This window comes from Kineosporia sp. A_224, from assembly GCF_002198655.1.
Classification (GTDB): Bacteria; Actinomycetota; Actinomycetes; order Actinomycetales; family Kineosporiaceae; genus R-H-3.
Genome location: NZ_MWLN01000199.1, coordinates 96,055 through 120,991 on the forward strand (window position 1 = coordinate 96,055; position 24,937 = coordinate 120,991).

31 protein-coding genes and 1 other RNA gene are annotated in these 24,937 nt (G+C 74.4%); 16 read left to right on the forward strand and 16 right to left on the reverse strand.

Annotated elements, in window-relative coordinates; all coding sequences use genetic code 11:
* Positions 1 to 7: 7 nt before the first annotated feature.
* The gene (locus EDJALFJO_RS23445; RefSeq protein ID WP_088288732.1) at positions 8 to 736 is read right to left on the reverse strand and encodes a TetR/AcrR family transcriptional regulator; all 729 of its coding nucleotides are present in this window, start codon (positions 734 to 736) and stop codon (positions 8 to 10) included.
* 56 nt (positions 737 to 792) lie between these two features.
* Here EDJALFJO_RS23445 and EDJALFJO_RS23450 point away from each other — a divergent pair, with 56 nt between their 5' ends.
* Positions 793 to 1,284, forward strand: coding sequence for a cupin domain-containing protein (locus tag EDJALFJO_RS23450; RefSeq protein ID WP_088288733.1), 492 nt, complete (start codon positions 793 to 795; stop codon positions 1,282 to 1,284).
* A 13-nt stretch (positions 1,285 to 1,297) separates the two neighbouring features.
* Here EDJALFJO_RS23450 and EDJALFJO_RS23455 read toward each other — a convergent pair whose 3' ends face one another.
* The gene (locus tag EDJALFJO_RS23455; RefSeq protein WP_143448727.1) at positions 1,298 to 1,885 is read right to left on the reverse strand and encodes a hypothetical protein; all 588 of its coding nucleotides are present in this window, start codon (positions 1,883 to 1,885) and stop codon (positions 1,298 to 1,300) included.
* Between the two features lie 70 nt (positions 1,886 to 1,955).
* Here EDJALFJO_RS23455 and EDJALFJO_RS23460 point away from each other — a divergent pair, with 70 nt between their 5' ends.
* The 6 genes from EDJALFJO_RS23460 to EDJALFJO_RS23485 all read left to right on the forward strand — a co-directional run bounded on the left by EDJALFJO_RS23460 (position 1,956) and on the right by EDJALFJO_RS23485 (position 5,516).
* Entirely contained in the window at positions 1,956 to 2,399 is a 444-nt protein-coding gene (locus EDJALFJO_RS23460) for a MarR family winged helix-turn-helix transcriptional regulator (protein ID WP_088288735.1), read from the forward strand.
* A gap of 17 nt (positions 2,400 to 2,416) precedes the next feature.
* Entirely contained in the window at positions 2,417 to 3,889 is a 1,473-nt protein-coding gene (locus EDJALFJO_RS23465; RefSeq protein WP_088288736.1) for an RNB domain-containing ribonuclease, read from the forward strand.
* Between the two features lie 25 nt (positions 3,890 to 3,914).
* An RNA gene (gene rnpB / locus EDJALFJO_RS23470) (RNase P RNA component class A) lies at positions 3,915 to 4,289 on the forward strand.
* A 127-nt stretch (positions 4,290 to 4,416) separates the two neighbouring features.
* Entirely contained in the window at positions 4,417 to 4,629 is a 213-nt protein-coding gene (locus EDJALFJO_RS23475; protein WP_088288830.1) for a type II toxin-antitoxin system VapB family antitoxin, read from the forward strand.
* Positions 4,626 to 5,027, forward strand: a complete 402-nt coding sequence (locus EDJALFJO_RS23480; RefSeq protein WP_088288737.1) for a PIN domain nuclease — start codon at positions 4,626 to 4,628, stop codon at positions 5,025 to 5,027. Before EDJALFJO_RS23475 ends, EDJALFJO_RS23480 begins: the two co-directional genes overlap by 4 nt.
* 96 nt (positions 5,028 to 5,123) lie before the next feature.
* Positions 5,124 to 5,516, forward strand: coding sequence for an NUDIX hydrolase (locus tag EDJALFJO_RS23485; protein WP_088288738.1), 393 nt, complete (start codon positions 5,124 to 5,126; stop codon positions 5,514 to 5,516).
* On the opposite strand, the gene EDJALFJO_RS23490 is transcribed toward EDJALFJO_RS23485, so the two are convergent.
* Positions 5,513 to 6,145, reverse strand: a complete 633-nt coding sequence (locus tag EDJALFJO_RS23490; RefSeq protein ID WP_088288739.1) for an AAA family ATPase — start codon at positions 6,143 to 6,145, stop codon at positions 5,513 to 5,515. The two genes, EDJALFJO_RS23485 and EDJALFJO_RS23490, sit on opposite strands and share 4 nt — an antisense overlap.
* A gap of 301 nt (positions 6,146 to 6,446) precedes the next feature.
* Between EDJALFJO_RS23490 and EDJALFJO_RS23495 the strand changes: the two genes are divergently transcribed.
* The 3 genes from EDJALFJO_RS23495 (at position 6,447) to EDJALFJO_RS23505 (ending at position 10,890) form a co-directional block, all read left to right on the forward strand.
* A complete protein-coding gene (locus EDJALFJO_RS23495) occupies positions 6,447 to 6,734 on the forward strand; it encodes a hypothetical protein (RefSeq protein ID WP_088288740.1) in 288 nt (95 codons plus the stop codon).
* An 86-nt stretch (positions 6,735 to 6,820) separates the two neighbouring features.
* The gene (locus tag EDJALFJO_RS23500) at positions 6,821 to 9,469 is read left to right on the forward strand and encodes a cation-transporting P-type ATPase (protein ID WP_088288741.1); all 2,649 of its coding nucleotides are present in this window, start codon (positions 6,821 to 6,823) and stop codon (positions 9,467 to 9,469) included.
* Positions 9,466 to 10,890, forward strand: a complete 1,425-nt coding sequence (locus EDJALFJO_RS23505) for an MBL fold metallo-hydrolase RNA specificity domain-containing protein (protein ID WP_088288742.1) — start codon at positions 9,466 to 9,468, stop codon at positions 10,888 to 10,890. Before EDJALFJO_RS23500 ends, EDJALFJO_RS23505 begins: the two co-directional genes overlap by 4 nt.
* Positions 10,891 to 10,950: 60 nt before the next feature.
* Here EDJALFJO_RS23505 and ppgK read toward each other — a convergent pair whose 3' ends face one another.
* From ppgK to EDJALFJO_RS23520, 3 genes are read right to left on the reverse strand one after another with little or no spacing between them, the layout of a single operon-like run.
* Positions 10,951 to 11,718 carry a polyphosphate--glucose phosphotransferase gene (ppgK, locus tag EDJALFJO_RS23510; RefSeq protein ID WP_088288743.1) on the reverse strand — a complete coding sequence of 256 codons (768 nt, stop codon included), beginning with the start codon at positions 11,716 to 11,718 and terminating at the stop codon, positions 10,951 to 10,953.
* A gap of 4 nt (positions 11,719 to 11,722) precedes the next feature.
* Positions 11,723 to 12,658 (reverse strand): L-lactate dehydrogenase, encoded by a 936-nt coding sequence (locus EDJALFJO_RS23515; RefSeq protein ID WP_088288744.1) that lies wholly within the window; start codon positions 12,656 to 12,658, stop codon positions 11,723 to 11,725.
* Between the two features lie 30 nt (positions 12,659 to 12,688).
* A complete protein-coding gene (locus EDJALFJO_RS23520; protein ID WP_158220541.1) occupies positions 12,689 to 13,477 on the reverse strand; it encodes a potassium channel family protein in 789 nt (262 codons plus the stop codon).
* 133 nt (positions 13,478 to 13,610) lie between these two features.
* Here EDJALFJO_RS23520 and EDJALFJO_RS23525 point away from each other — a divergent pair, with 133 nt between their 5' ends.
* Positions 13,611 to 14,273 carry a VOC family protein gene (locus EDJALFJO_RS23525; protein WP_143448732.1) on the forward strand — a complete coding sequence of 221 codons (663 nt, stop codon included), beginning with the start codon at positions 13,611 to 13,613 and terminating at the stop codon, positions 14,271 to 14,273.
* A gap of 14 nt (positions 14,274 to 14,287) precedes the next feature.
* On the opposite strand, the gene EDJALFJO_RS23530 is transcribed toward EDJALFJO_RS23525, so the two are convergent.
* The 6 genes from EDJALFJO_RS23530 to EDJALFJO_RS23560 all read right to left on the reverse strand — a co-directional run bounded on the left by EDJALFJO_RS23530 (position 14,288) and on the right by EDJALFJO_RS23560 (position 19,747).
* Positions 14,288 to 14,821 (reverse strand): hypothetical protein, encoded by a 534-nt coding sequence (locus EDJALFJO_RS23530; protein ID WP_143448733.1) that lies wholly within the window; start codon positions 14,819 to 14,821, stop codon positions 14,288 to 14,290.
* A 201-nt stretch (positions 14,822 to 15,022) separates the two neighbouring features.
* Positions 15,023 to 16,855: an HNH endonuclease signature motif containing protein gene (locus EDJALFJO_RS23540; RefSeq protein ID WP_088288749.1), complete on the reverse strand. Its 1,833-nt coding sequence runs from the start codon at positions 16,853 to 16,855 to the stop codon at positions 15,023 to 15,025.
* Positions 16,856 to 16,947: 92 nt separating this feature from the next.
* The gene (locus tag EDJALFJO_RS34520; RefSeq protein WP_158220542.1) at positions 16,948 to 17,307 is read right to left on the reverse strand and encodes a Rieske 2Fe-2S domain-containing protein; all 360 of its coding nucleotides are present in this window, start codon (positions 17,305 to 17,307) and stop codon (positions 16,948 to 16,950) included.
* Positions 17,304 to 18,560 carry a cytochrome P450 gene (locus EDJALFJO_RS23550; protein WP_088288751.1) on the reverse strand — a complete coding sequence of 419 codons (1,257 nt, stop codon included), beginning with the start codon at positions 18,558 to 18,560 and terminating at the stop codon, positions 17,304 to 17,306. The genes EDJALFJO_RS34520 and EDJALFJO_RS23550 overlap by 4 nt, the downstream gene beginning before the upstream one ends.
* Positions 18,561 to 18,660: 100 nt before the next feature.
* Positions 18,661 to 18,969: a hypothetical protein gene (locus tag EDJALFJO_RS23555; protein ID WP_088288752.1), complete on the reverse strand. Its 309-nt coding sequence runs from the start codon at positions 18,967 to 18,969 to the stop codon at positions 18,661 to 18,663.
* A gap of 106 nt (positions 18,970 to 19,075) precedes the next feature.
* Entirely contained in the window at positions 19,076 to 19,747 is a 672-nt protein-coding gene (locus EDJALFJO_RS23560) for an NAD(P)-dependent oxidoreductase (protein ID WP_088288753.1), read from the reverse strand.
* 100 nt (positions 19,748 to 19,847) lie between these two features.
* On the opposite strand from EDJALFJO_RS23560, the gene EDJALFJO_RS23565 reads away from it, so the two are divergent.
* Positions 19,848 to 20,282 (forward strand): MerR family transcriptional regulator, encoded by a 435-nt coding sequence (locus EDJALFJO_RS23565; RefSeq protein WP_158220543.1) that lies wholly within the window; start codon positions 19,848 to 19,850, stop codon positions 20,280 to 20,282.
* On the opposite strand, the gene map is transcribed toward EDJALFJO_RS23565, so the two are convergent.
* The gene (map, locus tag EDJALFJO_RS23570; protein WP_088288755.1) at positions 20,269 to 21,165 is read right to left on the reverse strand and encodes a type I methionyl aminopeptidase; all 897 of its coding nucleotides are present in this window, start codon (positions 21,163 to 21,165) and stop codon (positions 20,269 to 20,271) included. The genes EDJALFJO_RS23565 and map overlap by 14 nt on opposite strands.
* Before the next feature lie 86 nt (positions 21,166 to 21,251).
* Here map and EDJALFJO_RS23575 point away from each other — a divergent pair, with 86 nt between their 5' ends.
* Positions 21,252 to 21,518, forward strand: coding sequence for a hypothetical protein (locus tag EDJALFJO_RS23575; RefSeq protein ID WP_088288756.1), 267 nt, complete (start codon positions 21,252 to 21,254; stop codon positions 21,516 to 21,518).
* A 20-nt stretch (positions 21,519 to 21,538) separates the two neighbouring features.
* On the opposite strand, the gene EDJALFJO_RS23580 is transcribed toward EDJALFJO_RS23575, so the two are convergent.
* The gene (locus EDJALFJO_RS23580) at positions 21,539 to 22,669 is read right to left on the reverse strand and encodes a calcium:proton antiporter (protein WP_088288757.1); all 1,131 of its coding nucleotides are present in this window, start codon (positions 22,667 to 22,669) and stop codon (positions 21,539 to 21,541) included.
* Positions 22,670 to 22,738: 69 nt separating this feature from the next.
* Entirely contained in the window at positions 22,739 to 23,107 is a 369-nt protein-coding gene (locus EDJALFJO_RS23585; RefSeq protein ID WP_088288758.1) for a VOC family protein, read from the reverse strand.
* A gap of 59 nt (positions 23,108 to 23,166) precedes the next feature.
* On the opposite strand from EDJALFJO_RS23585, the gene EDJALFJO_RS23590 reads away from it, so the two are divergent.
* The 3 genes from EDJALFJO_RS23590 to EDJALFJO_RS23600 are packed head-to-tail and all read left to right on the forward strand — an operon-like array spanning position 23,167 to position 24,441.
* Entirely contained in the window at positions 23,167 to 23,595 is a 429-nt protein-coding gene (locus EDJALFJO_RS23590; protein WP_088288759.1) for a hypothetical protein, read from the forward strand.
* A 13-nt stretch (positions 23,596 to 23,608) separates the two neighbouring features.
* Positions 23,609 to 23,959 (forward strand): glyoxalase/bleomycin resistance/extradiol dioxygenase family protein, encoded by a 351-nt coding sequence (locus tag EDJALFJO_RS23595; protein ID WP_088288760.1) that lies wholly within the window; start codon positions 23,609 to 23,611, stop codon positions 23,957 to 23,959.
* An 11-nt stretch (positions 23,960 to 23,970) separates the two neighbouring features.
* Positions 23,971 to 24,441, forward strand: a complete 471-nt coding sequence (locus tag EDJALFJO_RS23600; RefSeq protein WP_088288761.1) for an NUDIX domain-containing protein — start codon at positions 23,971 to 23,973, stop codon at positions 24,439 to 24,441.
* 9 nt (positions 24,442 to 24,450) lie between these two features.
* On the opposite strand, the gene EDJALFJO_RS23605 is transcribed toward EDJALFJO_RS23600, so the two are convergent.
* The gene (locus tag EDJALFJO_RS23605) at positions 24,451 to 24,843 is read right to left on the reverse strand and encodes a hypothetical protein (protein ID WP_143448737.1); all 393 of its coding nucleotides are present in this window, start codon (positions 24,841 to 24,843) and stop codon (positions 24,451 to 24,453) included.
* Positions 24,844 to 24,937: the final 94 nt, after the last annotated feature.

Consider the following 24,937-nt stretch of genomic DNA (forward strand, 5'->3'; position numbering starts at 1 on the left):
CCGGAGACTAACGGCGCGGGCGGGTGCGCCGCGCGGCATGCGGCCGCGGGTCGTCCGGCCGGTCGTCCTGCCGGTCGTCGAGAAGCAGCCGGACCATCGTGTCGGCGAGCCAGTCCCGGAAGGTGTCCTCGGCCCAGCCCTGGTGCTCGACGAGGCCGACGAAGAGGTCCGGGTCGTTGAGGGTCCACAGCACGTCGCCGGCGGTGGCCGGGGTGAGCCCGGGGCGCAGGGCCGCGCGGACGACGTCCCGTTCGACGACCATCGCGGCACCGGCACGCCGGCCGCGCAGCCAGCCCTCCCAGAGGTCGGAGACCTCGGGCGCGGAGTCCGTCGCGCGCCGGACGACCTCGACGACGTGCCCGGCGCGACGCCCGATGAGCAGGCACACGTCGGCGTAGGCACGCAGGGCGTCGGGAGCCGTCGCCGCACCCCAGACCGGGGCGAACCACGGCCGGTCGCGGACCGGCACCGGCTCGTCGTCCCCGGCCAGCGCCTCGTCGAGGACCCGTTTCAGCAGAGCGGGTTTGGTCCCGAACGCGGCGACGACGGTGGGGCGGGCGACGCCGGCGCGGACGGCGACGTCCGCGAGCGACGCGCCGCCGTACCCGTGCTCGAGGAAGAGGTCGTGCGCGGCCCGGACGACGGCCGCGCGGGTGCGCCGTGCGGACTCGGCGCGCACCGCGGAGCTGTAGGGCCGCCGCGCGCCGTCGGCCGGGGGCTTGACGTCCTTCGCCACGTCGTCATACTAGCGATCTATTCACCATACTGACTATCTAGTGAAAGTGGCCCGCCATGACCGAGCCGGTCGTCGCCGCGTCCCCCTACCTGCTCCGCCCCGACGAGGGGGAGGCGCTGTGGTTCCTCGACAACCTCGTGACGCTCAAGGCGACCGGGGCGGTGACCGGGGGTGCTCTCACGGTCGCCCACTTCGTCAACCCGGCGGGCTTCGCGCCGCCGCTGCACCGGCACCTCGTCGAGGACGAGATGTTCTACGTCCTCTCCGGGGCGGCCGAGTTCCTGTGCGCCGGCAGCCGGCTGGCCGCCGGGCCCGGGGACTTCGTGCTCCTGCCGAAGGGCGAGCCGCACACGTTCCGGGTGGGCGCCGACGCCCCGCTCGTCGCGCTGCAGCTCACCACCCCCGCCGGGTTCGAGGACTTCGCCGCGGCGGTCGGCGTCCCCGCGGCGGAGCGCCGGCTGCCCGACCCCGGCCCGGTCGACCCGGCGGCGCTCGGGCACGCCGCCGCGCTGCACCGCATCGAGATCCTCGGACCTCCGCCGCGGTGACGCCGCGGGGCGGTCAGCGGCGGCGCAGGGCCCAGCGGGCGAAGGCCCAGGCGGCCAGGGCCAGCACCGACGTCCAGGCTGCCCAGGAGGCGACGCTCTTCACGAGCGAGCCGGCCCGGAACACCGGGCCGACCCAGTCGGGGGCCGCGGCGCCGGCCCGGACGACGGCCCAGGCCGCCACGTTCTCGGTGTAGTCGCCGACGGCCGCGAGCACCGGTGCGAGCGCGAGCAGGGCGGGCCTGACGGTGGTCCGCCGGCCGAGCAGCAGGGCCAGGCCGGTGAGCAGCAGGGCGGTGACTGCGGGGTAGAGCAGGTCGACGACCTGCAGGTCGCGGTACGCGGCCAGGCCCTGCGCCCCGCAGGTGCGGGCGAACTCGCGGACGGCGACCGGGGCCGGGGCGAACCTGACGTCGGGTGCCGGGCCTGCGCACGCGGCCTCCACGGCGGCGAGCGAGAACCGCCCGGTGCCGGCGAAGAGCAGCCCGGCCAGGGCGGCCCAGGCTGCGGTGACGGGCAGCAGGACCGCGGGCCGGGACGGCATCGGGCGCGTCGTCGCGGGGGTGGTCGTCGTGCCCGCGGTCGTCGGGGTCGTGAGGGTCATGACGCTCTCCATTTAATGCGATCTCGTAATACTTAGAAAGTACGACTTCGCAGGAGATATCGTCAAGGGCATGGTGGACGACGCATCGGGGACCAACGTTCTCTTCGACCTGTGGCTGGCCTCGCGGGCCGCGACCTCGGCGCTCGACGAGGCCCTGCGGCCGGCCGGGCTGACGGCCGACGAGTTCGCCGTCTACTCGGTGCTCTCCGCCGCTCCGCTGACACCGGGCGAGCTCGCGTCGTGGATGGCCGCGCCGCCGACGACCGTGTCGAGCTACGTCCGGCGGTTCGAGGCGCGCGGGCACGTGCGCCGCCTGCCGCACCCGGACGACGGCCGCTCGTACCGGGTCGAGCTGACCCGGGAGGGGCGCCGGGCCCACCAGCGGGCCGGCGCCCTGTTCCTGCCCGTGCTCCGCGACGTCGAGGAGCGGCTCGGCCGGTCGACGGCTGCCGTCCGCGGGGCGCTGGCCCGCACGCGCGCGGCTCTCGACGTGGTGCGGCCGGGCGGCGCGTGAGTGCGTAGGGTGCCGCCATGGTTCGTCGATCGATCAGGGTCCGTGGCGACGACGCCGCGTCGGTGGCCGCGCTGACCCGGCGGTTCGGGCGCATCCGCGACGACCTCGGGGTGCCGGGTGCGTTCCCCGGGCCGGTCGTCGACGCGGCGGCCGAGGCGGCCGCGACGGCCGGGGCCGGCGACGGCCGGGCCGACCTGCGGGACGTCCCGTTCGCGACCGTCGACCCGGTCGGCTCGACGGACCTCGACCAGGCGATGGCGCTGTCCCGACGCGACGGCGGCGGCTGGCACGTCGACTACGCGATCGCCGACGTCCCGGCGTTCCTCGCGCCGGGCGGCCCGGTCGACGCCGAGGCGCGGCGCCGCGGCCAGACCCTCTACGCGCCCGACCGGCGCACCCCGCTGCACCCCGAGGTGCTCAGCGAGGACGCCGCGAGCCTGCTCCCGGACGTCGACCGGCCCGCGTTCGTCTGGCGGTTCGACCTCGCCCCCGACGGCGCGGTGGAGCACCTCGACCTCGTGCGGGCCGTCGTCCGCTCCCGGGCCCGGCTCGACTACGGCCAGGTGCAGGCGGCGGCCGACGCGCACCCGCAGGCCGGTGCGAGCCCGGACGACGAGGTCGCCGCGCTCGCCGTGCTGCTGCGCGAGATCGGGACGGTGCGCCAGGCGCAGGAGCGCGCCCGCGGCGGGGCGAGCCTGCCGCTGCCGGAGCAGGACGTGGTCGCGCAGGACGGCCGCTACCGGGTCGTCCTGCGGCCGGCGCTGCCGTCGGAGGACTGGAACGCCCAGCTCTCACTCATGACCGGGATGGCCGCGGCGGACCTCATGCTCCGCGCCGGTGTCGGGCTGCTCCGGACGCTGCCCGCGCCCGAGCCGCACGCCGTCGAGCGGTACCGGCGGCAGGTCAAGGCGCTCGGCGTCCCGTGGGCCCGCGACGAGCCGTACGGCGAGTTCCTGCGCCGCCTCGACCGCGACGTCCCCGCGCACCTCGCGGCGATGCACGAGGCCGGCGCGCTGTTCCGCGGCGCCGGGTACACGCCGTTCGACGGCGCCGCACCGCCGGTCCGCACGCACGCCGCGGTCGCCGCGCCGTACGCGCACGTCACCGCCCCGCTGCGCCGGCTCGTCGACCGCTTCGGGCTGCTCGTGAGCCACGCGGTCGTGTCCGGAGGCGAGGTCCCGGGCTGGGTCCGGGAGGCGCTGCCGGCGCTGCCCGAGGCGATGGCGGCGTCGGACCGGCTCGCCGGTGAGCTCGAGCGGCGCTGCGTCGACGTCGTGGAGGCCGCCGTCCTCGCCGACCGGGTCGGCCAGGTCTTCGACGCCGTCGCGGTCGACGTCGGCAAGGACGGCGCGAGCGGCAAGGTCCAGATGCTCGACCCGGCGGTGCTCGTCCGTGCGCAGGGCCCGCTCACGGTCGGCACGGCGCTCAAGGTGCGGCTCGAGGCCGTGGACGTCGAGGCGGGGTCGGTGCGCGTCGTCCCGGTGGGGTGACCGGGGGACTAGGCTGGCCCGCGGACGAGCCGGACGGGCGGTCGCGTCGGTGGCCGTGAGGTCGCCGCCGAGGAAAGTCCGGACTCCGAAGGGCAGGGTGGTGGGTAACACCCACCCGGGGTGACCCGCGGGACAGTGCCACAGAGAACAGACCGCCGGGCGGCGCGAGCCGGCCGGTAAGGGTGAAACGGTGGTGTAAGAGACCACCAGCGTGCCGGGTGACCGGTGCGGCTCGGTAAACCCCACCCGGAGCAAGACCGAACAGGGAGCGCTCGAGGGCTGCCCGCCCGAGCTCCCGGGTAGGTCGCTGGAGGGCGTCGGCAACGGCGCCCCGAGATGGATGGCCGCCGCCTCCGGTCCGCCGGAGGCACAGGATCCGGCTTACAGTCCGGCTCGTCCGCCCGCAGTGCTCACGGACCTCGCACGAGGTCCGTCAGCACGCCTGCCGCCCGACTGGATACTGTGGATATCGAAGAAAGGCGTCTAGGATATCCAGGGAGCCCACGCTCAGGAGGCGCACGATGGCGATGACCAAGACCCCGATCGAGATCGACGACGAGGCACTCGCCGCTGCGGCCGAGGTGCTGGGGACCAAGACGAAGAAGGACACCGTCAACGCGGCCCTGCGCGAGGTCAGCGAGCGGCTGGTCCGGCTGCGGGCGCTGGAGCATCTCGGTGAGATGGCGGACCGCGGTGACTTCGACGAGTTCATCGCCGACAAGACCGCCTACCGTCGGTGAGCCGCGCCCTCTTCCTGATCGACACGTCCGCGCTGTTCCGGATCCTCACCACGCCGCTGCGCGACGTGTGGGCGGACCACCTGGCCTCCGGCGTCATCTGCGTGTGCCCTGCCGTGGAGCTCGAGTTCCTCTACTCGGCGCGGTCTCTCGCCGACCGTCTCGACAAGCAGCGGACGCTGCGGCTCGTCTTCGGGTGGGTGCCCATGGCGGACGGCGGGTTCGAGCGGGCGGCGGAGGTCCAGGAGGCGCTCACGCTGACCGGACGTCATCGCTCCGCAGGTCCGGTGGACCTGCTCGTCGCAGCCACCGCGGAGCGGGAACGTCTGACGCTGCTCACCGCCGACAAGGACTTCGAGGTCGTCGCCTCGGTCACGGGCCAACCGGTCCGGATGATCTGACCTGGTCGAGGAGTGGAGGACAATCGGTCGCATGACCATCGAAGGGCCGCCGGCCCGCCGCGAGGTCCTCGGCCGGTCCAAGGGAGGAGCCCCGAAGTGTGGGAGTGGGAGACGGCCGTCGTCGTCATCACCGACGACTCACGGCGGGTGCTTCTTGTGCACCAGAACTACGGCCACCGGTTCTTCGGGCTCCCGGGCGGTGTCGTCGACGACGGCGAGACCGCGCCCGCAGCTGCGGTGCGGGAGGCCCTCGAGGAGACCGGTCTGACCGTGACGGTCGGCGACGCGCTCGCTGTCGAGGACCTCGTGTACCCCGGCACGGGGCAGCGCTACCGCGCGCACGTGTTCTGGGCGACGTCGGTGCGCGGGACGGCGGCGGTTCAGGACGCCGAGGAGATCTCTGCCATCGCCTGGTACGACCTCGACGACCTGCCGGCGCCGCTCACGCCGTCGGCCGGGGCAGCGCTCGCAAGACTGCGAGAGGTCTAGAAGAACCGGACGTGCCGCAGCCCGACAGCAGCGCGTTGGAGTACGCCACGGCCCCGGCCGTCCGTGTTCGGCAGGAGTGTCAGACCGCAGGACGCCGCGATCCGGTCGGCGACCTCGCGGACACCACCTGCCTCTGTGTCGACGTGCTCGGCGAACGTCGCGCCGCGCAACGACTCCAGCGCGTCGTCCAGCCGGCTGACGGCGAAGGACTCGCCGCGCAGCAGTCGCTCGCGACCGAGGACGGCGCGGGCGAGGTGCCCGAGGCCGCGCTCGGTGAGCCGGTCGAGGATCACCTCCCGGCGCGCGAGCAGACTGAAGTGCCGGACGTCGTGCCCCAGGTCGCGCAGCCGGCCGACGGTCTGCGCGAAGTAGGTCGGCTCGGTGACCGTCATCGGGGCGAGCACGACGCCGTCGTGGCGCGTCAGTGCGAGGTCGAGCGTCTCGACGACGCCGTCCCGCCACGCGCGCAGGTCCTGGAAGTCGCTGCGGAGCGCTGGTGGCAGCACCCGGTGCAGGCCGTAGCCGATCTCCTCGGGGTCGCAGACGACGCTGCCGGGAAGCCGCCGGTGCAGCTCGAACGCCGTCTGCGTCTTGCCGACGCCGAACGGGCCGTTGATCCAGACGAGCACCTGTCGAACCTAGCCCGGACATGGTTGCGGCGCCCTCGACACGGGGGACGTCGAGGGCGCCGCGAGAACAGACGCTACGGCTGCGCAGGGCGGCTTCCGGGGGGCTTGACACGAAGATCGACCATTCGGCGGAGACTGGTTGCGGCGGTTCTGTGACATTGCGTGGTGATATTCAGAGCGTCACATGACGACTCCGTTACGTCGTGGTGTGGCTCTGCGCGGGGGAGGGGGCGCCGTCCGAGCGGGTGGGCCGGGGCCGCGCCCGCTTGCCATCGGGCCCCGCAGTGGGTTGCCTGGACCCATGTCCACGATCGAGCGTCGCGAAGCTGCCCGGGCCAACCAGCGCGCCGCCGCGTTCATCCGCTTCCAGGTGCTCAGCGACCACGAGGCGATGCACTTCATCCTCACCGAGGCCCAGGAGAGCGACACCGCGCGCCTCGCGTTCACCACCGCGCTCGCCTCGATCGCCGGCTCGCTCGCGACGTCGTCCATGGGGCGGGAGCAGGCGCTCGCGTACCTGCAGTCCGTCGCCGAGAGCAGCGCGGCCCTGTCGGACGCCGACGACATCGACCGCTACTTCGAGGGCTGACCTTCCTCCGGGACTGACGGCACGCCCGCGGCCCGCGGGGACGTAGTACCCCCGCTGCGCGAGGCGCCGCGGACGAGGCTGGCGGTATGCCCGGCCTCACCTCTGCGGAGGCCGCCTTCCGGCTGCGGACCGACGGCCCGAACCTCATGCCCGTCGCCCGGGGTCCGTCCGCGGCGCGGCTGCTGCTGCGGCAGATGGTGCACTTCTTCGCCCTGCTGCTCTGGGGCGCCGCCGCGCTCGCGGCCGTCGCGGGGATGCCGCAGCTCGCCGTCGCGATCGCGGTCGTCGTCGTCCTCAACGGGTTCTTCGCCTTCGCCCAGGAGTGGCGCGCGGACCGGGCGGGGGCCCGGCTGCGCGAGATGCTCCCGGCCCGGGTCGTCGTCGTGCGGGACGGCCGCCGGACGACGGTCGACGCCGCCGACCTCGTCGTCGGGGACCTCATGGTCGTCGAGGCGGGGGACCGGCTCAGCGCGGACGGCGTCCTCGTCGACGCCGCGGACCTCGCCGTCGACGAGTCGAGCCTCACCGGCGAGAGCGTCCCGGCCCGGCGCGGCACCGGCGAGAAGGTCAGCGCGGGCTCGTTCGTCGTCACCGGCGACGCCTCCTGCACCGTCACCGGGACCGGCGCGTCGACCCGGCTCGCGGCCGTCGCGCACCTCACCGAGGGCGGCCACCGCCCGCCGAGCCCGCTCGCCCGCCGGCTGGACCGCGTCGTCACCGTCGTGGCCGTCCTCGCGGTCGGCGTGGGCGTCGCCTTCTTCGGGCTCGCACTCCTGCTCGGCACGTCGCCGTCCGACGGCTTCCTCTTCGCGATCGGTGTCACCGTCGCACTCGTCCCCGAGGGGCTGCTCCCGACGGTCACGCTGTCGCTCGCGCGGTCCGCGCAGCTCATGGCCGGCCGGCACGCGCTCGTCCGCCACCTCGAGGCCGTCGAGACGCTCGGGTCGACGACGTTCATCTGCACCGACAAGACCGGCACCCTGACCCGCAACGAGATGACCGCCGTCCGGGTCTGGACGCCGGACGGCGAGGTGCGGGTCGTCGGGGACGGCTGGTCCCCGGTCGGCCGGCTCACCGGGCCGGACGCCGCGCTCGCCCGCGTCGCGCCGCTCGCGCTCGCCGCGACCCGCTGCTCGTCGGGCCGGCTCGTCCGGGTCGCGGGCCGCTGGCGGCCGCAGGGCGACCCGATGGAGGTCGCTCTCCACGTGCTCGCGCTGCGTGCCGGTGCGGACGTCGAGACCGACGAGCGGGAGCGGCCGCTGCTGCGACGCCGGCCGTTCGACCCGCAGCGGCGGCGGATGTCCGTCGTGCTGCCCGGCGAGGTCGTCGTCAAGGGCGGCGCGGACGCCGTCCTGCCGCTCTGCGGGGCCGCCGCGGACCCGGCGCACCCGGCGTGGGCCGCGCTCGAGACGCTCAGCGCGCAGGGGCTGCGGGTGCTCGCCGTGGCGCGGGCCGGTCGCCCCGACGAGCAGGTCACGGACGAGCCGGTCACGGACGAGCCGATCACGGACGACGAGCACGGCCTCGAGCTGCTCGGCCTCGTCGGGCTCGAGGACCCGCCGCGGGACGACGTCGCCGAGGCCCTCGCGCTGTGCCGGCACGCCGGGATCCGGGTCGCGATGGTCACCGGGGACCACCCGGCGACGGCGCTCGCGATCGCCCGGGAGACCGGGCTCGTGCCGCACGGCGTCGAGGCGCTCGTCGTCGCCGGCGCGGACCTGCCGGCCGACGTCGCGGCCCTCGGTGCACTGCTCGACCGGGACGGCGTCGTCGTCGCCCGGGTCACCCCGGAGGACAAGCTGCGGATCGCCGCCGCGCTGCAGGCGCGCGGGCACGTCGTCGCGATGACCGGGGACGGCGTCAACGACGGTCCGGCGCTGCGGGCCGCGGACGTCGGGGTCGCGATGGGCGCCTCCGGCACGGACGTCGCTCGCGAGGCCGCCGACCTCGTGCTGCTCGACGACCGGTTCGCGACGATCGTCGCGGCGGTCGCGCTCGGCCGGGCCACGTACAGCAACGTCCGGCGCTTCCTCACGTACCACCTGACCGACAACGTCGCCGAGCTCGCGCCGTTCGTCGCGTGGGCCCTCACCGGCGGCCGCTACCCGCTCGCCCTCGCCGTCCTCCAGGTGCTCGCGCTCGACATCGGCACCGACCTGCTCCCGGCGCTCGCCCTCGGGTCCGAGCCGCCGAGCCCGCGCGTCCTCGACGGCCCGGCCCGCACCGGCGAGCTCGTCGACCGGCAGGTCATGCTGCGGGTCTTCGGCGTCCTCGGGCCCGCCGAGGCGGTCGTGGAGCTCGCCGCCTTCACGGCCGTGCTCGTCGCGGGCGGCTGGGTCTGGGCCGCGACACCGGACGCCGCCCTGCTCGCGACGGCGTCCGGCACCGCCTTCGCGGCCGTCGTCCTCGGGCAGCTCGCGAACGCCTTCGCCTGCCGCAGCGCCGCCCGGCCCGTGGGCCTGTGGTCGCTGCGCGGCAACCGGCTGCTTCTCGGTGCGGTCGCCGCCGAGCTCGGCGCGCTCGCGCTCTTCCTCTGGGTGCGGCCGCTCGCGGACGTCCTCGGCGGGTCCCCGCCGAGCCTGCTGGGCTGGCTCGTCGCCGCCTGCGCGATCCCGGCGGTGCTCCTCGCGGACGCCGTCCAGAAGGTGGTGGCGGTCCGCTCCCGGCCCTCGGTCCCCGCACCCGTTCCCGTAGCCGCCCCCGCCCCTGCCCGACACCCGGAGGTGTCGTCATGACCGCTCCCACGTCCATGACCTTCCTCGGCGGCGCCGGCACGGTGACCGGGAGCAAGACGCTCCTCGTCCACGGCGTGCACCGGCTGCTCGTCGACTGCGGGCTCTTCCAGGGCACCCGCGAGCTGCGCCGGCAGAACTGGGCGCCGCTGCCGGTCGCCCCCGCGGGGATCGACGCGGTCGTCCTCAGCCACGCCCACCTCGACCACTGCGGCTACCTGCCCGCGCTGGTCCGGCAGGGTTTCGACGGGCGGGTGCTCTGCACCGCGGGCACCGCCGAGCTCGCGGCGATCGTGCTGCGCGACAGCGCGAAGCTCGCCGAGGAGGAGGCGCGGGACGCCCGCTCCGGCGGCTGGTCGCGGCACAGCGCGCCGCAGCCGCTGTACGACGAGGCGGACGCCGAGAAGGCGATCGCGCTGCTCGAGGTCGTCCCGGAGGACCACCCCGTCGAGGCCGTCCCCGGGGTCGTCGTCGAGCTGCCGCCGGCGGGCCACATCCTCGGTTCGGCGATGCCCGTCGTCCGGGTCGAGTGCGGCCCGGCCGACCGGCGTCCCGGCCCGGCCGTCGTCGCGTTCTCCGGCGACCTCGGCCGCCCGGGCCACCCGCTGCTCCTGCCGCCCGGCCCGCCGCCGTCCGCGGACGCGCTCGTCGTCGAGTCGACGTACGGCGACCGCCGGCACCCGGAGCCCTCGACGGCCGTCCTGGCGGACGTCGTCCGGCGCACCGCGGCGCGCGACGGCGTGCTCGTCGTCCCGGCGTTCGCCGTCGACCGGACCGAGGTCGTCCTGCTCGCCCTGGCGGACCTCATGCGGTCCGGCGCCGTCCCGACCCTGCCGGTGTACCTCGACAGCCCGATGGCCCTCGCGGCCCTGCGGGTCTACCGGCAGGCGCTGTCCGCGGGGGCGGGCGGCCTGCGGCCCGGGCCGGTGGCGGACGTGCACGCGGGCTTCGACCCGTTCGACACCGGCGACCTGCGGGAGGCCCGCAGCGCCGAGGAGTCGATGCGGCTCAACAGCCCCGGCAGCCCGTGCGTCATCCTGTCGGCGTCCGGGATGGCGTCCGGCGGGCGGGTCGTCCACCACCTCGCGCACCTGCTGCCGGACCGCCGCAACACGGTGCTGCTCGTCGGCTACCAGGCCGTCGGCACCCGCGGGCGGGCGCTCGTCGAGGGCGCCACCGAGGTGAAGATCCACGGCAAGTACGTGCCGGTCCGGGCCGAGGTCGTCGCGCTCGACGAGTTCTCCGTGCACGCGGACGCCGACGACATCCTCGCCTGGCTGCGGTCCGCGCCGCGCGAGCCCGAGGTCTGCTACCTCGTCCACGGCGAGCCGGAGGCGGCCGCGACGCTCGCCGCGCGGGTGCGCGCCGAGCTCGGGTGGTGCGCCGTGGTGCCGCGGCCGGGGGAGCGGGTGCTCGTCGGCTGAGGCCGTGCGGACCCGTCGGGCTCAGCTGCCGAGGTCAGCTGCCGAGGTCAGCTGCCGAGGTCAGCTGCCGAGCTCGGCAGCGGCGACGGCCGCGCCGACGATCCCGCCGTCGTTGAGCAGCCCGGCGGGCACGATCGGGGCGCGGAGCTTGAGCAGCGGGAGGAACTTCGCGCTCTTCTTGCTCACCCCGCCGCCGACGACGATGAGGTCGGGCCAGAAGAGGTTCTCCACCGTCGAGAAGTACCTCTGGAGCCGCTTGGCCCAGTGCTCCCAGGTGAGGTCCTCGGCGTCCCGGACGCTGTCCGCGGCCCGGGACTCGGCGTCCTTGCCGTCGATCTCGAGGTGCCCGAGCTCGGTGTTGGGGACGAGCTGGCCGTCGACGATGAGTGCGCTGCCGATGCCGGTGCCGAGGGTCGCGAGGAAGACCACGCCCTTGACCCCCTTGGCGGCGCCGTAGCGTGCCTCGGCCAGGCCCGCGGCGTCCGCGTCGTTGATGACGTGGACGGCGCGACCGAGCTTGGCCGTCATGAGCGCGTCGACGTCGGTGTCGACCCAGGCCTTGTCGACGTTCGCGGCGGTGCGGGCGACGCCGTGCTGGATGACCGCCGGAAAGGTCACACCGATCGGCCGGGTGCCCGACGCACGCCCGAACGAGGACACGATCTGGCCGACGACCTCGGCGACCGCGTCCGGCGTGGACGGGGAGGGGGTGGGGATCCGCAGCCGCTCGGCGCTGAACGCCCCCGCCGCGAAGTCGACCGGAGCGCCCTTGATGCCGCTCCCGCCGATGTCGATGCCGAAACCGATCCCACGTGTCACGCGTGCCATACGCCTACAGTCCCAGATCCCGGGCCACCGCCGCGACCGCCCCCGCCGAGGCGTGCAGCGCGGCGCTCTCGCCCGCGTCCAGGGGCGTGGGGAGCACGGCCTCGACGCCGTCGCGCCCCACGACCGACGGCATCGAGAGGCAGACCCCGCCGATCCCGTGCACGTCGTCGAGCATCGAGCTCACCGGGAGCACCCGGTTCTCGTCCTTGAGGACGGCCTCCAGGATCCGGGAGACGGCCAGCCCGATCGCCAGGCTCGTCGCGCCCTTGCCCGCGATGATCTCGTAGGCGGCGCCGACGACGCGCTCGTGGATCGCCGTCCGGGTCGCGGCGTCGAGCCGGCCGTTCGCGCCGTCCCAGTCGGTGACCGGGATGCCGCCGATCGTCGCGGTCGACCACAGCGGGACCTCGGAGTCGCCGTGCTCACCGGCGATGTACGCGTGGACGTTCTGGACGGCGACCCCGGTGTGCTGAGCGATGAGGAAGCGCAGCCGGGACGAGTCGAGCACCGTCCCCGAGCCGAAGACCCGGTTCGCCGGGAGGCCGGAGAACTTCAGCGCGGCCATCGTCACGACGTCCACCGGGTTCGTCACGACGAGCAGGTGCGCGGCCGGGGCGAGGCCGACCAGACGGGGGACGAGCGTGCGGCACATCTCGACGTTCGCGGCCGCCAGGTCCAGCCGGGTCTGGCCCGGGTGCTGCTTGGCGCCGGCGGTGATGACGACGACGTCGGCGTCGCGGCAGACCTCGAGGTCGTCGCCGCCGGTGATCTGCGCCATCGGCGTGAACTGCATGCCGTGGTTGAGGTCGAGCACCTCGGCGCGGACCTTCTGGGCGTTCAGGTCGTACAGCGCGAGCTGCCGGCACACGCCCCGGATCTGCGCCGCGTACGCGATGGCGGCGCCGACGGCGCCCGCCCCGATGATCGCCACTTTCGTCACGCGTCGACCCTACGGGGCGCCGGGCCGCCGTCAGGACGTCGTCAGCACGACCTCGAAGCCGGCGTGCGTGCGCAGCGTCACCGGGCCGGTGTGGTCGCCCGGCAGCGAGCCGTCGGGGGCCACGACGACGTGGACGGCGTGGAAGCCGTGGCGGCCGGACTCGCGGGTGATCCGGGCGAGACGTTCGGGGGAGCCGGCGCCGAAGGTGAGCCGGCCCTGGATGCCGACGGGGGCGTCCCACGGGCGGACGGCGATCCGCAGCAGGACGGCGCCGGCGCGCCAGCCGATGCCGTCGTCCCCGGCCGCCGGGTGCCAGCCGAGGCGGGCGAGCAGCCAGGTGAGGGAGTCGGCGGTGTCGGGGTCGGCGACGCCGACGACGATCTCCTGGAGCGCGCCGCGGTGCGGGCCGGGACGCCGTCCGCTCACCTCGGCCTCGACCTCCTCGACCTCCTCGCCGACGTGCTCGACCTGGTGCTCGACCTGCCGGACGGCCTCCTCGAGCCGGGTCGCGAGCCGGCCGGCGAACGCGTAGGCGACGATCGCGGCGACGGCGCCGATGATCGCGACCCCCGCGGCCATGATGCAGACGGCGACGAGGCGCCCCAACAGCGTCACCGGGTAGTGCTCGCCGTACCCCACCGTCGTCAGGGTCGTCACCGCCCACCAGGCCGCGTCGCCCCAGTGCCGCAGGTTGCCGCCGGAGGCGTGCCGCTCGGCGAGCCAGACCAGGGTGCCGCCGGTGAGGACGACGGCCGTCGTGAAGACGGAGACGAGCGCACCCCAGCGCAGCAGGTGCTGCGTCCACGGCTGCTGTCGCACGCGGGCCTCTCCCGCGCGGGCGCTTCCCACGCTGGCATTCTCGGCGTCCCGCGGGCCGGCCGTGAGGGATCTACGACCTCCGCAGGGGCGCGGGGCGGGGTGTCGACCCGGCAGGAACGGGCATAGTCGACGTATGGGTGCTCTCGTGCGCTGGAAGGACCTCGTCACCGACACGACCGACCCCGCGGGGACCGGCCGGTTCTGGGCCGGGCTGCTCGGCCGCCTCGTGACCCGGGACGAGGACGGCGACGTGCGCGTCGACGGGTCGTCGGACGCCGAGCGGATCTGGGTGGACCGGGTGCCCGAGCGCCGCACCGTCAAGGACCGCGTGCACCTCGACCTCGTGGGCGACGTGCCCGCGCTCCGGCGGACCGTCGAGCGGCTCGGCGGCCGGCACGTCGCCGACCGCGGGCGCTGGACCGTCGTCGCCGACCCGGAGGGCGGCGAGTTCTGCCTCTTCCCCGCGACGGAGGTGACGGGCCTCGTCGTCGACGCGCGACGGCCGGTCGAGATCGCCCGCTGGTGGGCGGAGGCGTTCGGTGCCACGCCGCGGACCGGTCCCGACGGGCTGCCCCGCTGGCTCCCGGTGCCCGGCGCCCCGTTCGACGTCATGAAGTTCGTCGCGGTGGCCGAGCCGAAGACGGCGAAGAACCGCCGGCACTGGGACGTCTGGTGCGAAGACGTCCCGGCCCTCGTCGGGCGCGGCGCGACCGTGCTGCGGGAGCCGGACGACGAGATCGGCTGGACGGTGCTCGCGGACCCGGAGGGCAACGAGTTCTGCGCGTTCACGCCGTAGGGCGTGGGGCCCTTTCAATCCTTCGCGGAGTCGACGTCCCAGGGGAGATCGAGTCGGTCGATGCGCGCCAACGCCTCGCCGGTGCGGCCTGCGACGAGGATCGCGACGGTGGTGTCGGGTCCGACGAGGTCGCCCGGGAGCTCCTCGGCGAAGCTGAGAGCCAGTGCCCCGTCGCGGTACCAGAGGGCGTGGAGCGGTCCGGGCCAGCGCCACGGCTTGACCATCAGGCGTTCCCAGCCGTCGAAGAAGCGCCGGTGCTGGTCCAGGGTCGCGTCGTTGACCACCAGGCAGCGGTCGGACGTCAGCACCGTCTCGAACAGGAGGAAGTGCCACAGATACTCCAGGAGCGACTCTCCCGTCGACGTCCACAGCGCGTGAGCCTCGTTCTCCCGCTCCACGACCATCTGGTCTCTCAGACCCCACAGCCAGACACCCTGGTTCTCGACACCGATCAGGAGGACATCGCCGGTGTGCTCGGCGTCGGTGGGAATGGTGTTCTGCCGGGCGGCGGTCGCGTCCCAGCAGGCGACGGTCAGCTGCCAGCGCACGACCTCTGCGGGCATCGTGGAGCCGGGGTCGACGGGGGCAGGACCACGGTCCGGTGGTCCGTACCAGGCGCTCAGGAAGCTGGCGGGGTTGGCCGTCGTCGAGACTCAGGGCAGGCCGGACGTCATGGTCCATGCGGTGATCGTGCCGTATGCGGGTCGCCTGCTCCCCGGTGAGCCAGACGTGCCGTCTGACGCGGAGCGCTAGAACGGTGGCGGCTCGTCCTCCGCGGGCGGTGCCTCGGGCGGGCAAGCGTGCGGGAGGTGGGTGCGGGGCAGCGGGACGTGAGGGAGCGCGGTGTAGGCGCGTCCGGTGCGGGTGGTCCAGGTGGTCGTGCCGGGTGGGTCGCCGGGGTTGTCCCGTTGTTCGGGGATGAGCAGCCCGGCGGTCTTGAGCCGATGGCACGCGCGGCAGAGCGGGCGGATATTGCACTCACACGTGGGTCCGCCTTCTGCGAAGGGCTTCTGGTGGTCCGCGTCGCAGCGCCAGGACGCCTTGCTGCACAGCGGAGCGGTGCAGGTCGGGAACGCGTGCTCCACCAACAGCTTCAGTCGTTCGCTCGCGACGTACCCCGGGCTGAAGGTGTTCTTCCCGACCCCGAGGACGGTGCCGTGCTCGCCGTCGACGACCAGGCACCGGAAGACGCCGTTCGTGACGAGGTCGCGGACAGCGTCGGCGGGGATCGGGCCGTAGCCCTGCAGGGTGCCGGGGTCGTTCACCAGCCCCATGAGGGTCTCGGCGGAGACGGTGACGTTCACGCTGACGTGGACGTCCGGCCAGGTCGTGGTGAACCACTCCGGCGCGGACGGCTCGTCGGTGCTGCCGTTCGGGTCGGCGGCGGCGGCGGGCGTGGCGGCCGTCGGCGCACTGGTGTCGGTCGGGACGCAGCCGGCCGGGACCGGGAGGACGTCGGCGGGGACCGGGAGGTAGCCGCTGGTGCAGCCGGTGACGAACAGGTCGTGCCGGAGCTGGTCCAGGGTCCGCGGGTCGCCGTTGGCTCTCAGGTAGCGGGCGGCGGCGTCGAGGCCGTTGTAGGCGGCGGTGATCGCCTCACCGGGGCCGACCGCGGTGAACAGGGCGGCGCCGTCGTCGGTGGTCTGGATGCTGACCCGGCGGCCCTTGCGGTTGCGCTCGCGGCGCTTGGCCTCGGCGTCGGCGTCGACCGCGAGGACCGCAGCGGTGAGGGCCTTCTCGAACCGGTGGGTGCCGCCGTCCAGCACACCCGGCGTCGCGTACACGAGGGCCTCCACCGCTTGTGCGGCCTCGGGTGTCAGGGCCCGGGTACGGCCCAGGACGAGACGCAGCCGGGGCCAGTCCACCCGGCCCGCCTGCAGCGCCTGCGCGGTGAGCGGCAGCTTCTCGTCGATGATCATGGCCTGGGCAGCCTCGACGAGGTAGTCGGCCCTGCTCAGCGTGATCCCGGCAGCACAGGCGATCTCCACGGCGACGGAGCCATCGACCAGGGCGTCCTCGTGGTCCATCTGCGTGCGCCCCGACCGGGCCTTGCGGGGCAGCGACGGGGTGTTCCCGGTCCGGGCGGTGACGATCCGCTCGGCGTGGGCGACCTGCAACCAGAGTGTGCAGTTCTCCAGCCGGCGCAGGGCCGCGGCGCCGGAGAGCGACGCGTCCTGCAGCACGTCGACGAACCCCTCCACGGCAGCCTGCTGCGCGGTCCACGCCTGCGCTCCGCCAAGCACCTCCAATGCCGCTGCGAGCGACTCGAGCCCGGGCGACCCGTCGAGTGCCGCCCGCCGATCGACCGCGTCCCGCCGGTCGTCCGCGGCGATCTGCGCGTACAGCTCGGCGAGCTCTGCGTCCCAGTCCTGCTGCGCCGCAACCGGATCCACCCACCACTCGTCGACCAGCCGCTCCGCGTGAGCGTCGGCGAGCGCCCGCTGCAGTTCCTCGTCCGCTCCGGGGCAGGCCGCCAGATCCGCTGCACTCCAACGGATCTCGCCACCGAGCGGGTCGACCGGCAGGTCGTCGTCGGCGACGTCGATCACATCGCCGACCTTGGTCGAAAGCCTCACCGTCATGATCCGATCCTAGCGCAGATCGAGCCAGGAATCGAACATGGGTTCGAATGAGAATGGTTGCGACGTAACGAGATCGCCCCGCAACGGGTCGGCTACGGTCGCTCTGTCGCGTCCACGTCCGCAACAACCAGTCGTCCCTCGAGCACCGCGAGCGGCCGCACCGTCAACGCCCGCTCGGCCGGCCCGAGCAGCACCTCGCCGGTCCGCAGGTCGAACTCGCTCCCGTGACAGTTACAGGCCAGCACATACCCGTCGAAGACCTCGCCGTCGGCACCGAACGGGCACGCCGCGTGGGTGCACTCGTCGTCGACCGCGACCCACCCGCCCTCGTGCCGGACGACCGTCACGGGCAGCCCGTCGAGCTCGGCGGAGACGACCGTCCCGACCGACGCCGACGTGTCGACGTCCGCCACCGCCGTCCGGCCGGCACCGCCACCAGGCAGGGCGCTCACGCGTCCCACGCCAGCGGCAGCGTCGTCGCCCCGCGGGTCGCCCAGCCGTGCACGACGGGCTCGACGTCCGGGTCGAGACGCAGGTTGGGCAGCCGGGCGAACATCTCCTCGAGCACGACCTGGCCGAGCACCTTGGCGACCGAGTTCCCGATGCAGAAGTGCGTGCCGTAGCCGAACGCGACGTGCGTCCGGGCCGGGCGGTCGAGGTCGAACTCGTCGGGGCGGTCGGGCCACCGCTCAGGATCCCGGTTGGCCGAGCCGATCATCAGCCCGACCTCGGTGCCGGCCGGGAACCGCAGGCCGCCGAGGACGGCGTCCGACACCGTCACCTTCTCGGTGATCCCGAAGGGCGACAGCCAGCGCAGCCCCTCCTCGACGCAGCGTGCGACCCAGGCCGCCGGGTCGGTGCGCAGCCGGTCGGCCTGACCGCCCGCCCCCGGCGCGGCGTCGGGCCGCCCGAGGACGCCGAGCAGGGTGTTCGCGGCGCCGTGCGCGGGCTCCTGGAACCCGCCGACCACGAGCACGCCGATGCTGCCGATGAGGTCCTCGACAGGGCGGACCTGCCCCTCCGGCAGCCCGTCGTGGAGCATGTGCGACAGCGCGCTGCCGTCCGGGGCGGCGGCGAGCGCGCCGAGCCGCCCGTCGAGGTACGCGAGCAGGTCCGTCTTCGCCCGGCGTCCGCGCTCGGCGACGTCGGAGCTGCGGCCGAAGTCGACGAGGTAGGCGGCGTAGTCGTGGAACCAGCGGCCCAGGGTCGCGTCGTCGACGTCCGTGAACCCGAGGACGTCGCCCACGGCGCGCTGGCTGATCGGCTCCAGGAGGGCGGACGTCGCCTCGCAGCGCCCGAGCGGCGCGACGGCGTCGACGTACCGTGCCGCGGTCGCGCGCAGCAGGGTCTCCCGGTACCCGGCGACGGCGCGCGGCCGGAACGGCGGGTTGATCGCGTTGCGCAGGTCCCGGTGCGCGGACCCGTTGAGGCTGATGACGTTCGGCTCGCCGTAGACGTCGTTGAAGATGCCCTTCGCCGGTTCGAAGACGGTGTCGTCCACCCCGGCCTGCTCGCACAGCGCGTACGTGGTGACGAGCACCCGGCCCGACGCGGGCACGTACGCGACGGGCGCGTTCTCGCGCAGCCAGGCGTACGTCGGGTACGGGTCGGCCTCGAGCACCTCGAGCGAGAGGTCGACGACGACGTCCGTGGCGAGGTCGCTGCCGGGCGTGCGGTCGACGTGCAGGGGCAGGGGAGCGGTCACGCGGCGATGCTGCCAGAGCGGACGTCGCGTGCCCAGGGTCGTGCGGGCGGATCGGTCGTGCGGGCGGATCGGCCGTGCGGATGGTCAGCCGTGCGGACGGTCAGGCGCGGCGGCGGCGCCGGGCCGCGCCGCCGCCGCGGCCGGAGCTGCCGAAGATCATGGACACCCCGACCATGAAGCCGAAGTCGTACCAGCCGCCGTTGTTGCGCACCTCGTAGATGCCCACGCCGTCCTTGAACAGCGAGACGACGAACGTCACCGGGCTGATGAACCCGTGCCACAGCCCGAGCCAGAAGCCCGCGGCGTCCGGTCCGGCGACCGAGGCCGTGTTCGGGCCGGCCGCGCAGGCGGTGAGCGCGAGCGCGCCGACGATCAGTGCGAGGGCGATCCCGATGCGCCTCATGGTCATCCCGCTTCCCGTGGCCGCGGTCGGGCGCCGGCGTGGCGTCCCGGGCCGGCCACCCCACCAGCCAACGCCACCGCGGGCCGGCCGGCGCGGTGCGGACGTCCCGCGGTCACGATGCGGCGACGAGCACCCGGCTGCCCGCGCCGTCCGACAGGGCCGTGGCGACCAGCAGGTCGGCGACGTCCTCCCGGGAGACCCTGGGGTTGCCGCGCAGCGGGCGACCGGTCGCGTCGGCGGGCAGACCGGTGCCCGGGGCGTCCGTGAGTGTCACGGCGCGGACGACGGTGACGGGCAGGTGCCCGGCGAGGGCGAGCCGCTCGGCACGGTCGAGGTTCTCGTACGAGTGCCGCAGGGCGCTGAGCCGGACGACGAGGCGGAAGACCGCGGGGAGCGCCGGGCGGCTGTCGCCCGCGCCGAAGGCGCTCAGCAGGACGAGCCGCGGCGCCCCGGGGGCGGCGGCCAGGACCGCCGACACCGCGGTCGGGACGACGTCCGCGGGGCCGTCGAGGCCCTTGAACGGGTTGCCCGCGCGGTACCGGACGCCGACCGCGCTGACGACGGCCGTGCTGCCGTCGAGCGCCGTCCGCATCGCCGCACCGTCGTCGAGGGTGCCGCGGACGACGGTGAGGCCGGGGGCGGCGGCGAGGTCCGCGGGCAGCCGGGCCGGGTCGCGGACCAGGGCGACGACGCGGACGCCGCGGGCCAGGGCGCGCCGGGCGACCAGGGAGCCGACCTTGCCGGTCGCGCCGAGGACGGTGATCTGGTGGGTGGTGCCGGTCATGGCTGCTCCAGGTGGGTGCGGGCCGCCGCTGCTCGGCGGGCTTGCAGCCAGGGCACACCTTCGAGTTGACTCGAAGTCAAGCCGTGCCCGAGGAGGTCCCGTGACCGAGCCCGACGCCGTCCCCGACCTGCCCTGGACCGTGGCGGCGTTCGCCGCCCGCAGCGGCGTGCCCCCGACGACGCTGCGGTACTGGGACGACGAGGGGCTGCTCCCCGCCCACCGGCTCGACAACGGCCACCGCCGCTACGGCCCGGACGACCTGCCGCGCCTGGAGATGGTGCGGATGTGCCAGGGCCTCGGCTGCACGATGGACGAGGTGCGGCTCGTCCTCGACGCGCCCGACCCCGCCGCGCGGGCCCGGTTCGCGGCGGAGAAGCTGCCCGAGGTGCTCGGGCGGATCGAGCTGCTCCGGGTCGCGGCCGATGTCCTGCGGCACGTCGCGGTGTGCGAGCACACGGACGCGACGTCGTGCGGCGCGTGGATGCGCTCGGTGCTCGAACCGCCGGGGGAGCGGCCGGACCTCAGGGCAGGGTGAGGATCTCGGCGCCGGTCTCGGTGACGAGCACCGTGTGCTCGAACTGCGCGGACCGCTTGCGGTCCTTGGTGACGACGGTCCAGCCGTCGGCCCACATGTCCCACTCGAAGGTGCCGAGCGTCAGCATCGGCTCGACGGTGAAGGTCATGCCGGGCTCGATGACCGTCGCGTGGTCCGGGGCCGCGTCGTAGTGCGGGACGACGAGGCCCGAGTGGAACGCCGTCCCGATGCCGTGGCCGGTGAAGTCGCGCACGACGCCGTACCCGAAGCGCTTCGCGTACGCCTCGATGACCCGGCCGATGACGTTCACCTGCCGCCCCGGGGCGATCGCCTTGATGCCGCGCATCATCGCCTCGTGCGTGCGCTCGACGAGCAGCCGGGACTCCTCGTCGACGTCGCCGACGAGGTAGGTCGCGTCGGTGTCGCCGTGCACGCCGAGGCCGTCGACGGTGAGGAAGGCGGTGATGTCGATGTTGACGATGTCGCCGTCCTGCAGGACGGTCGAGTCCGGGATCCCGTGGCAGATGACCTCGTTGACGCTGGTGCACAACGACTTCGGGAAGCTGCGGTAGCCGAGCGTCGACGGGTACGCGTGGTGGTCGAGGAGGTACTCGTGGCCGATCCGGTCGAGCTCGTCGGTCGTCACACCGGGGGTGATCGCCTTCGCGACCTCGGCCATCGCACGGGCCGCGAGCCGGCCCGCCTCGCGCATCGCCGCGATCGTCGCGGCGTCCTTGACCTCCGGGCCGGTGTAGCGGGCGGGGGAGGGCCTGTCCACGTACTCGGGCCGGGGGATGGACGCCGGGACGGGGCGCCGGGGGCTGACCTGCCCGGGCTCGAGGGTGCCGATGGGCGCGACGGAGCCGCCGGTGGTCGTGGACATGGCGTCGAGTCTACGGTCGGTGCGCCCGTGACTCGCGTCGGCGGCTCGCCTTGACGGGGATGTGTGACGGGGCGACCCTGTGGCCCGTGGCCCACCCGCCGCCCTCCGAGCCCGACCAGCCCGCGCCGTCCACGGGCCGCCCCCCGCTGCCCCGTGCCGACCGGATCACCGCGGCCGACCGGCTGCGGAGCGGGCTGCGCCGATCGGTGGCGCGGGTGCGCTGCCGGTTCGGGCTCCACGACTGGGCCTACCGGCGCAACCCGGACGTCGGCGGGGCCTCGGCCGTGTTCCACCAGTGCCGGCGCTGCGGGCGCGAGTACTCGCCGCCCGACCCGCGGCAGACCTGGTTCTGACGCGTCCCGGGCCTCGCGGATCAGGGGCTGACGGCGAGGAACAGGAACGCGGCGAGCAGCACGAGGTGGACGGCGGCCTGCAGCCGGGTCGCCCGGCCCGGGACGACGGTGAGCACCGCCGCGACGATGGTCACCGCGAGCAGGGTGATCTGGGTCGGGTCGAGGCCGAGCAGGAGCGGGCCGTCGAGCCAGATCGAGGCCACGGCGATCGCCGGGATCGTCAGGCCGATGCTCGCCATCGCCGAGCCGAGCGCGAGGTTGAGGCTGATCTGGATCCGCTCGCGCTGCGCCGCCCGGACGGCCGCCAGGGTCTCGGGCAGGAGGACGAGCAGGGCGATGACGACGCCGACGAACGACGGCGGGAACCCGACGCCCGCGACGGCCTTCTCGATCGCCGGCGACTCGACCTTCGCGAGCCCGACGACCGCGACGAGCGAGGCGAGGAGCAGCCCGAGGCTGATGTACGCCGTCCGGTTCGTCGGCGGGTCGGCGTGGACGTCCTCGTCGAGGGTGCCCGAGCCGTCCGTGGCCACGGGGAGGAAGAAGTCGCGGTGCCGCACCGTCTGGGTGAGCACGAACGCGATCCAGAGGGTGAGCGAGGCGATGGCCGCGAACACGAGCTGGCCGGACGAGAGCTCCGGGCCGGGCCGGCTCGTCGTGAAGGTGGGGAGGACGAGGCAGAGCGTCGCGAGCGTCACGACGGTCGCGAGCGCGCCGCCGGTGCCCTCGGCGTTGAACGCCGGGATGCCGTGGCGCAGCGCCCCGACGAGCAGGGAGACGCCGACGATGCCGTTGACGGTGATCATCACGGCGGCGAAGACGGTGTCCCGGGCGAGGGACTGGGTCTCCGGCCCGCCGGAGATCATGAGCGTGAGGATGAGCGCGACCTCGATGACCGTCACGGCGACGGCGAGCACGAGCGACCCGAACGGCTCGCCGACCCGGTGCGCGACGACCTCGGCGTGGTGGACGGCGGCGAGCACGGCCGCACCGAGGACGACCGCGACGAGCGTCACGACGACGGCCCCTGTGGTGCCGTCGAACTTTCGGCCCCAGGTGAGGGCGAGGACGACGACCGCGAGCGGCGGGACCACGGTCGTCCAGGTCAGGGCGGGCAGACGGGAGCGGGTCGCGCGGGTGTCGGTGGTCATCCCCACCACCATTTCAGTGCAGATGCCCGTGCGCAGATCGAGATGCCGTCGCCGGGCGGTGATGCATCCTCAGCCCGTCGGGGTGAGAACCTCGATCCGGTTGCCGTTCGGGTCCTCGGTGTAGAACCGCCGCATCCCGGGGAAGTCGTCGTCGAACGTCACCGGTGCGCCCGCCTCCTCGAGCCGGGCGGCCCAGGCGTCGAGGTCGCCGACGAGGAGCCCCGGGTGCGCCTTGCGCGCCGGCCGGAAGTCCGCCTCCACGCCCAGATGCAGCTCGACGCCGTCCCGCCGGAACCAGCAGCCGCCTCGGGCGGCGAGGGCGGGCGGCTTCGGCACCTCCTCGAAGCCGAGGACGCCGAGGTAGAAGGCGCGCAGCGCGTCCTCGGTGCCGGGCGGGCAGGCGAGCTGGACGTGGTGGACGACGGCGTCCCGGGTCATGGCGGCCTCCTTCGGTGATGTCTTGATGTCAAGATACTCCGTCGTGCCATGATCTCCCCGTGGACGAGGCTCGCGTGCAGACGACTCCCGGTCGTGCGACGCGCTGGTGGGTCGTGCTGCCCTGGGCGGTGGGCGGTCTCGTGTTCTTCGGGCGGGTCTGGTCGCACTGGCACAGCAGTGACGCATGGGACTGGGTCTCGACGTTCGGGGTGGTCATCATCGTCGCCGGCGTCGTGATGCTGTGGCGGGGCCCCGGGACGGTGCGCTCCCGCCAGGCCGCGGGGCTGTTCGTGGCCGCCGGCGCACTGATGTGGTTCCTCGATGTCAACGTCGACCGGTTGGACCCGGGGCAGCCGCATCGCACGTCCTGGCTCCTGCTCACGGTGGCGCTCTTCGGGGGCATCGCCGGGTGCCTGACCGTCGCGTTCGCGCGCGTTCGGGCCGAGCGCGAGCTCTGGCAACCAACGGGCTTCCTCGGCCGGCAGTGAGCAGAATGGCGCCATGGACGACGCCCGCGCCGTAGCCGTTCTCCGCGTCACCGACGCCGAGGCCTCCGCCGAGTGGTACCGGCGCCTCGGGTTCACCGAGGAGTTCCGCCACCAGTTCGAGCCGGGGATGCCCTGGTACATCGGGATCCGGGGCGGGGAGGCCGCCCGGCTGCACCTGTCCGAGCACCGCGGTGACGCCCGTCCGGACACGCTCGTCTACCTCTACGTGCCTGACGTGGACGCCGTCGCCGCGGCCTGCGGCGTCACGCACATCCACGACAACCCGTGGGCGCGCGAGTTCGAGGTCAAGGACCCCGACGGCAACCGGATCCGGGTGGGGACGGTGCCCGCGTCGCGTCGGTAGGGTCGCCGGTCATGACCCCGCCCGATGTCCTGACCGGTCGAAGCCTGCTCGTCGCGGCGTCGTACGTCGTCCTGCGCCGCGGCGACGAGGTGCTCCTCCAGCTGCGGCGGGACACCGGCTACATGGACGGGTTCTGGGCCAGTCTCGCCGGGCACGTCGACCCGTACGAGTCGGCGCAGGAGGCCGCCGTCCGGGAGGCGCGCGAGGGGGCCGGCGTCACGATCGACGCCGGCGACCTGCGTGCGCTGACGACGCTGCACCGGGTCGAGGTCGGCGGCCCGCCGGTCGAGCAGCGCTGCGACTTCTTCTTCGAGGTGACCCGGTGGGCCGGGGAGCCGACCGTGCTCGAGCCCACGAAATGTGCTGCCATGCAGTGGTTCGACCTCGACGCGCTGCCGGCGGACGTCGTCCCGCACGAGCGGCTCGTGCTCGACGGGCTGCGCTCGGGCGACCTGCCGCCGGTCGTCAGCCTGCTGCGCTGAGCCCGCCCCTCAGAGGCTGCTCAGCGACGTGATGTTCGCCTTCTCGAGGAAGGTCTTGTAGTCGTCCGGGCAGAGCGCGCCCACCGCGGCGTCGTCCATCGCGCTCTTCAGCTCGGCGGGCGGGACGTCGGTGCTCGTCATCGTCAGCACCATCTGCGCCTGGTAGCCGGCGTCGACGGCGTCCTGGCCCTCGAGCCCGGCGAGCGTGTTCTTGAGTGCCTTGCAGACGACGGGCGCGTACTTGGCTCCCGCCCCGGCGTCGCCCGCGCCGGGCTGCGCCGCGGACGACGAGGCCGCCGCCGGGGCGGACGAGGCGGCGGGTGCGGCCGACGTGCTGCTCGCACCGCCGCACGCGGTCAGGAGGCCGACGGTGAGCGCTGCCAGGAGCACGGGGGTTCGCATCTTGTGACGCTAGTGGTCCGGGAGGCTCGGCATACGGACAAGCCGGAGGCGGACCGCACGTCCTGGCGGGGCGGTCGAGGGTCGCCTAGCCTGC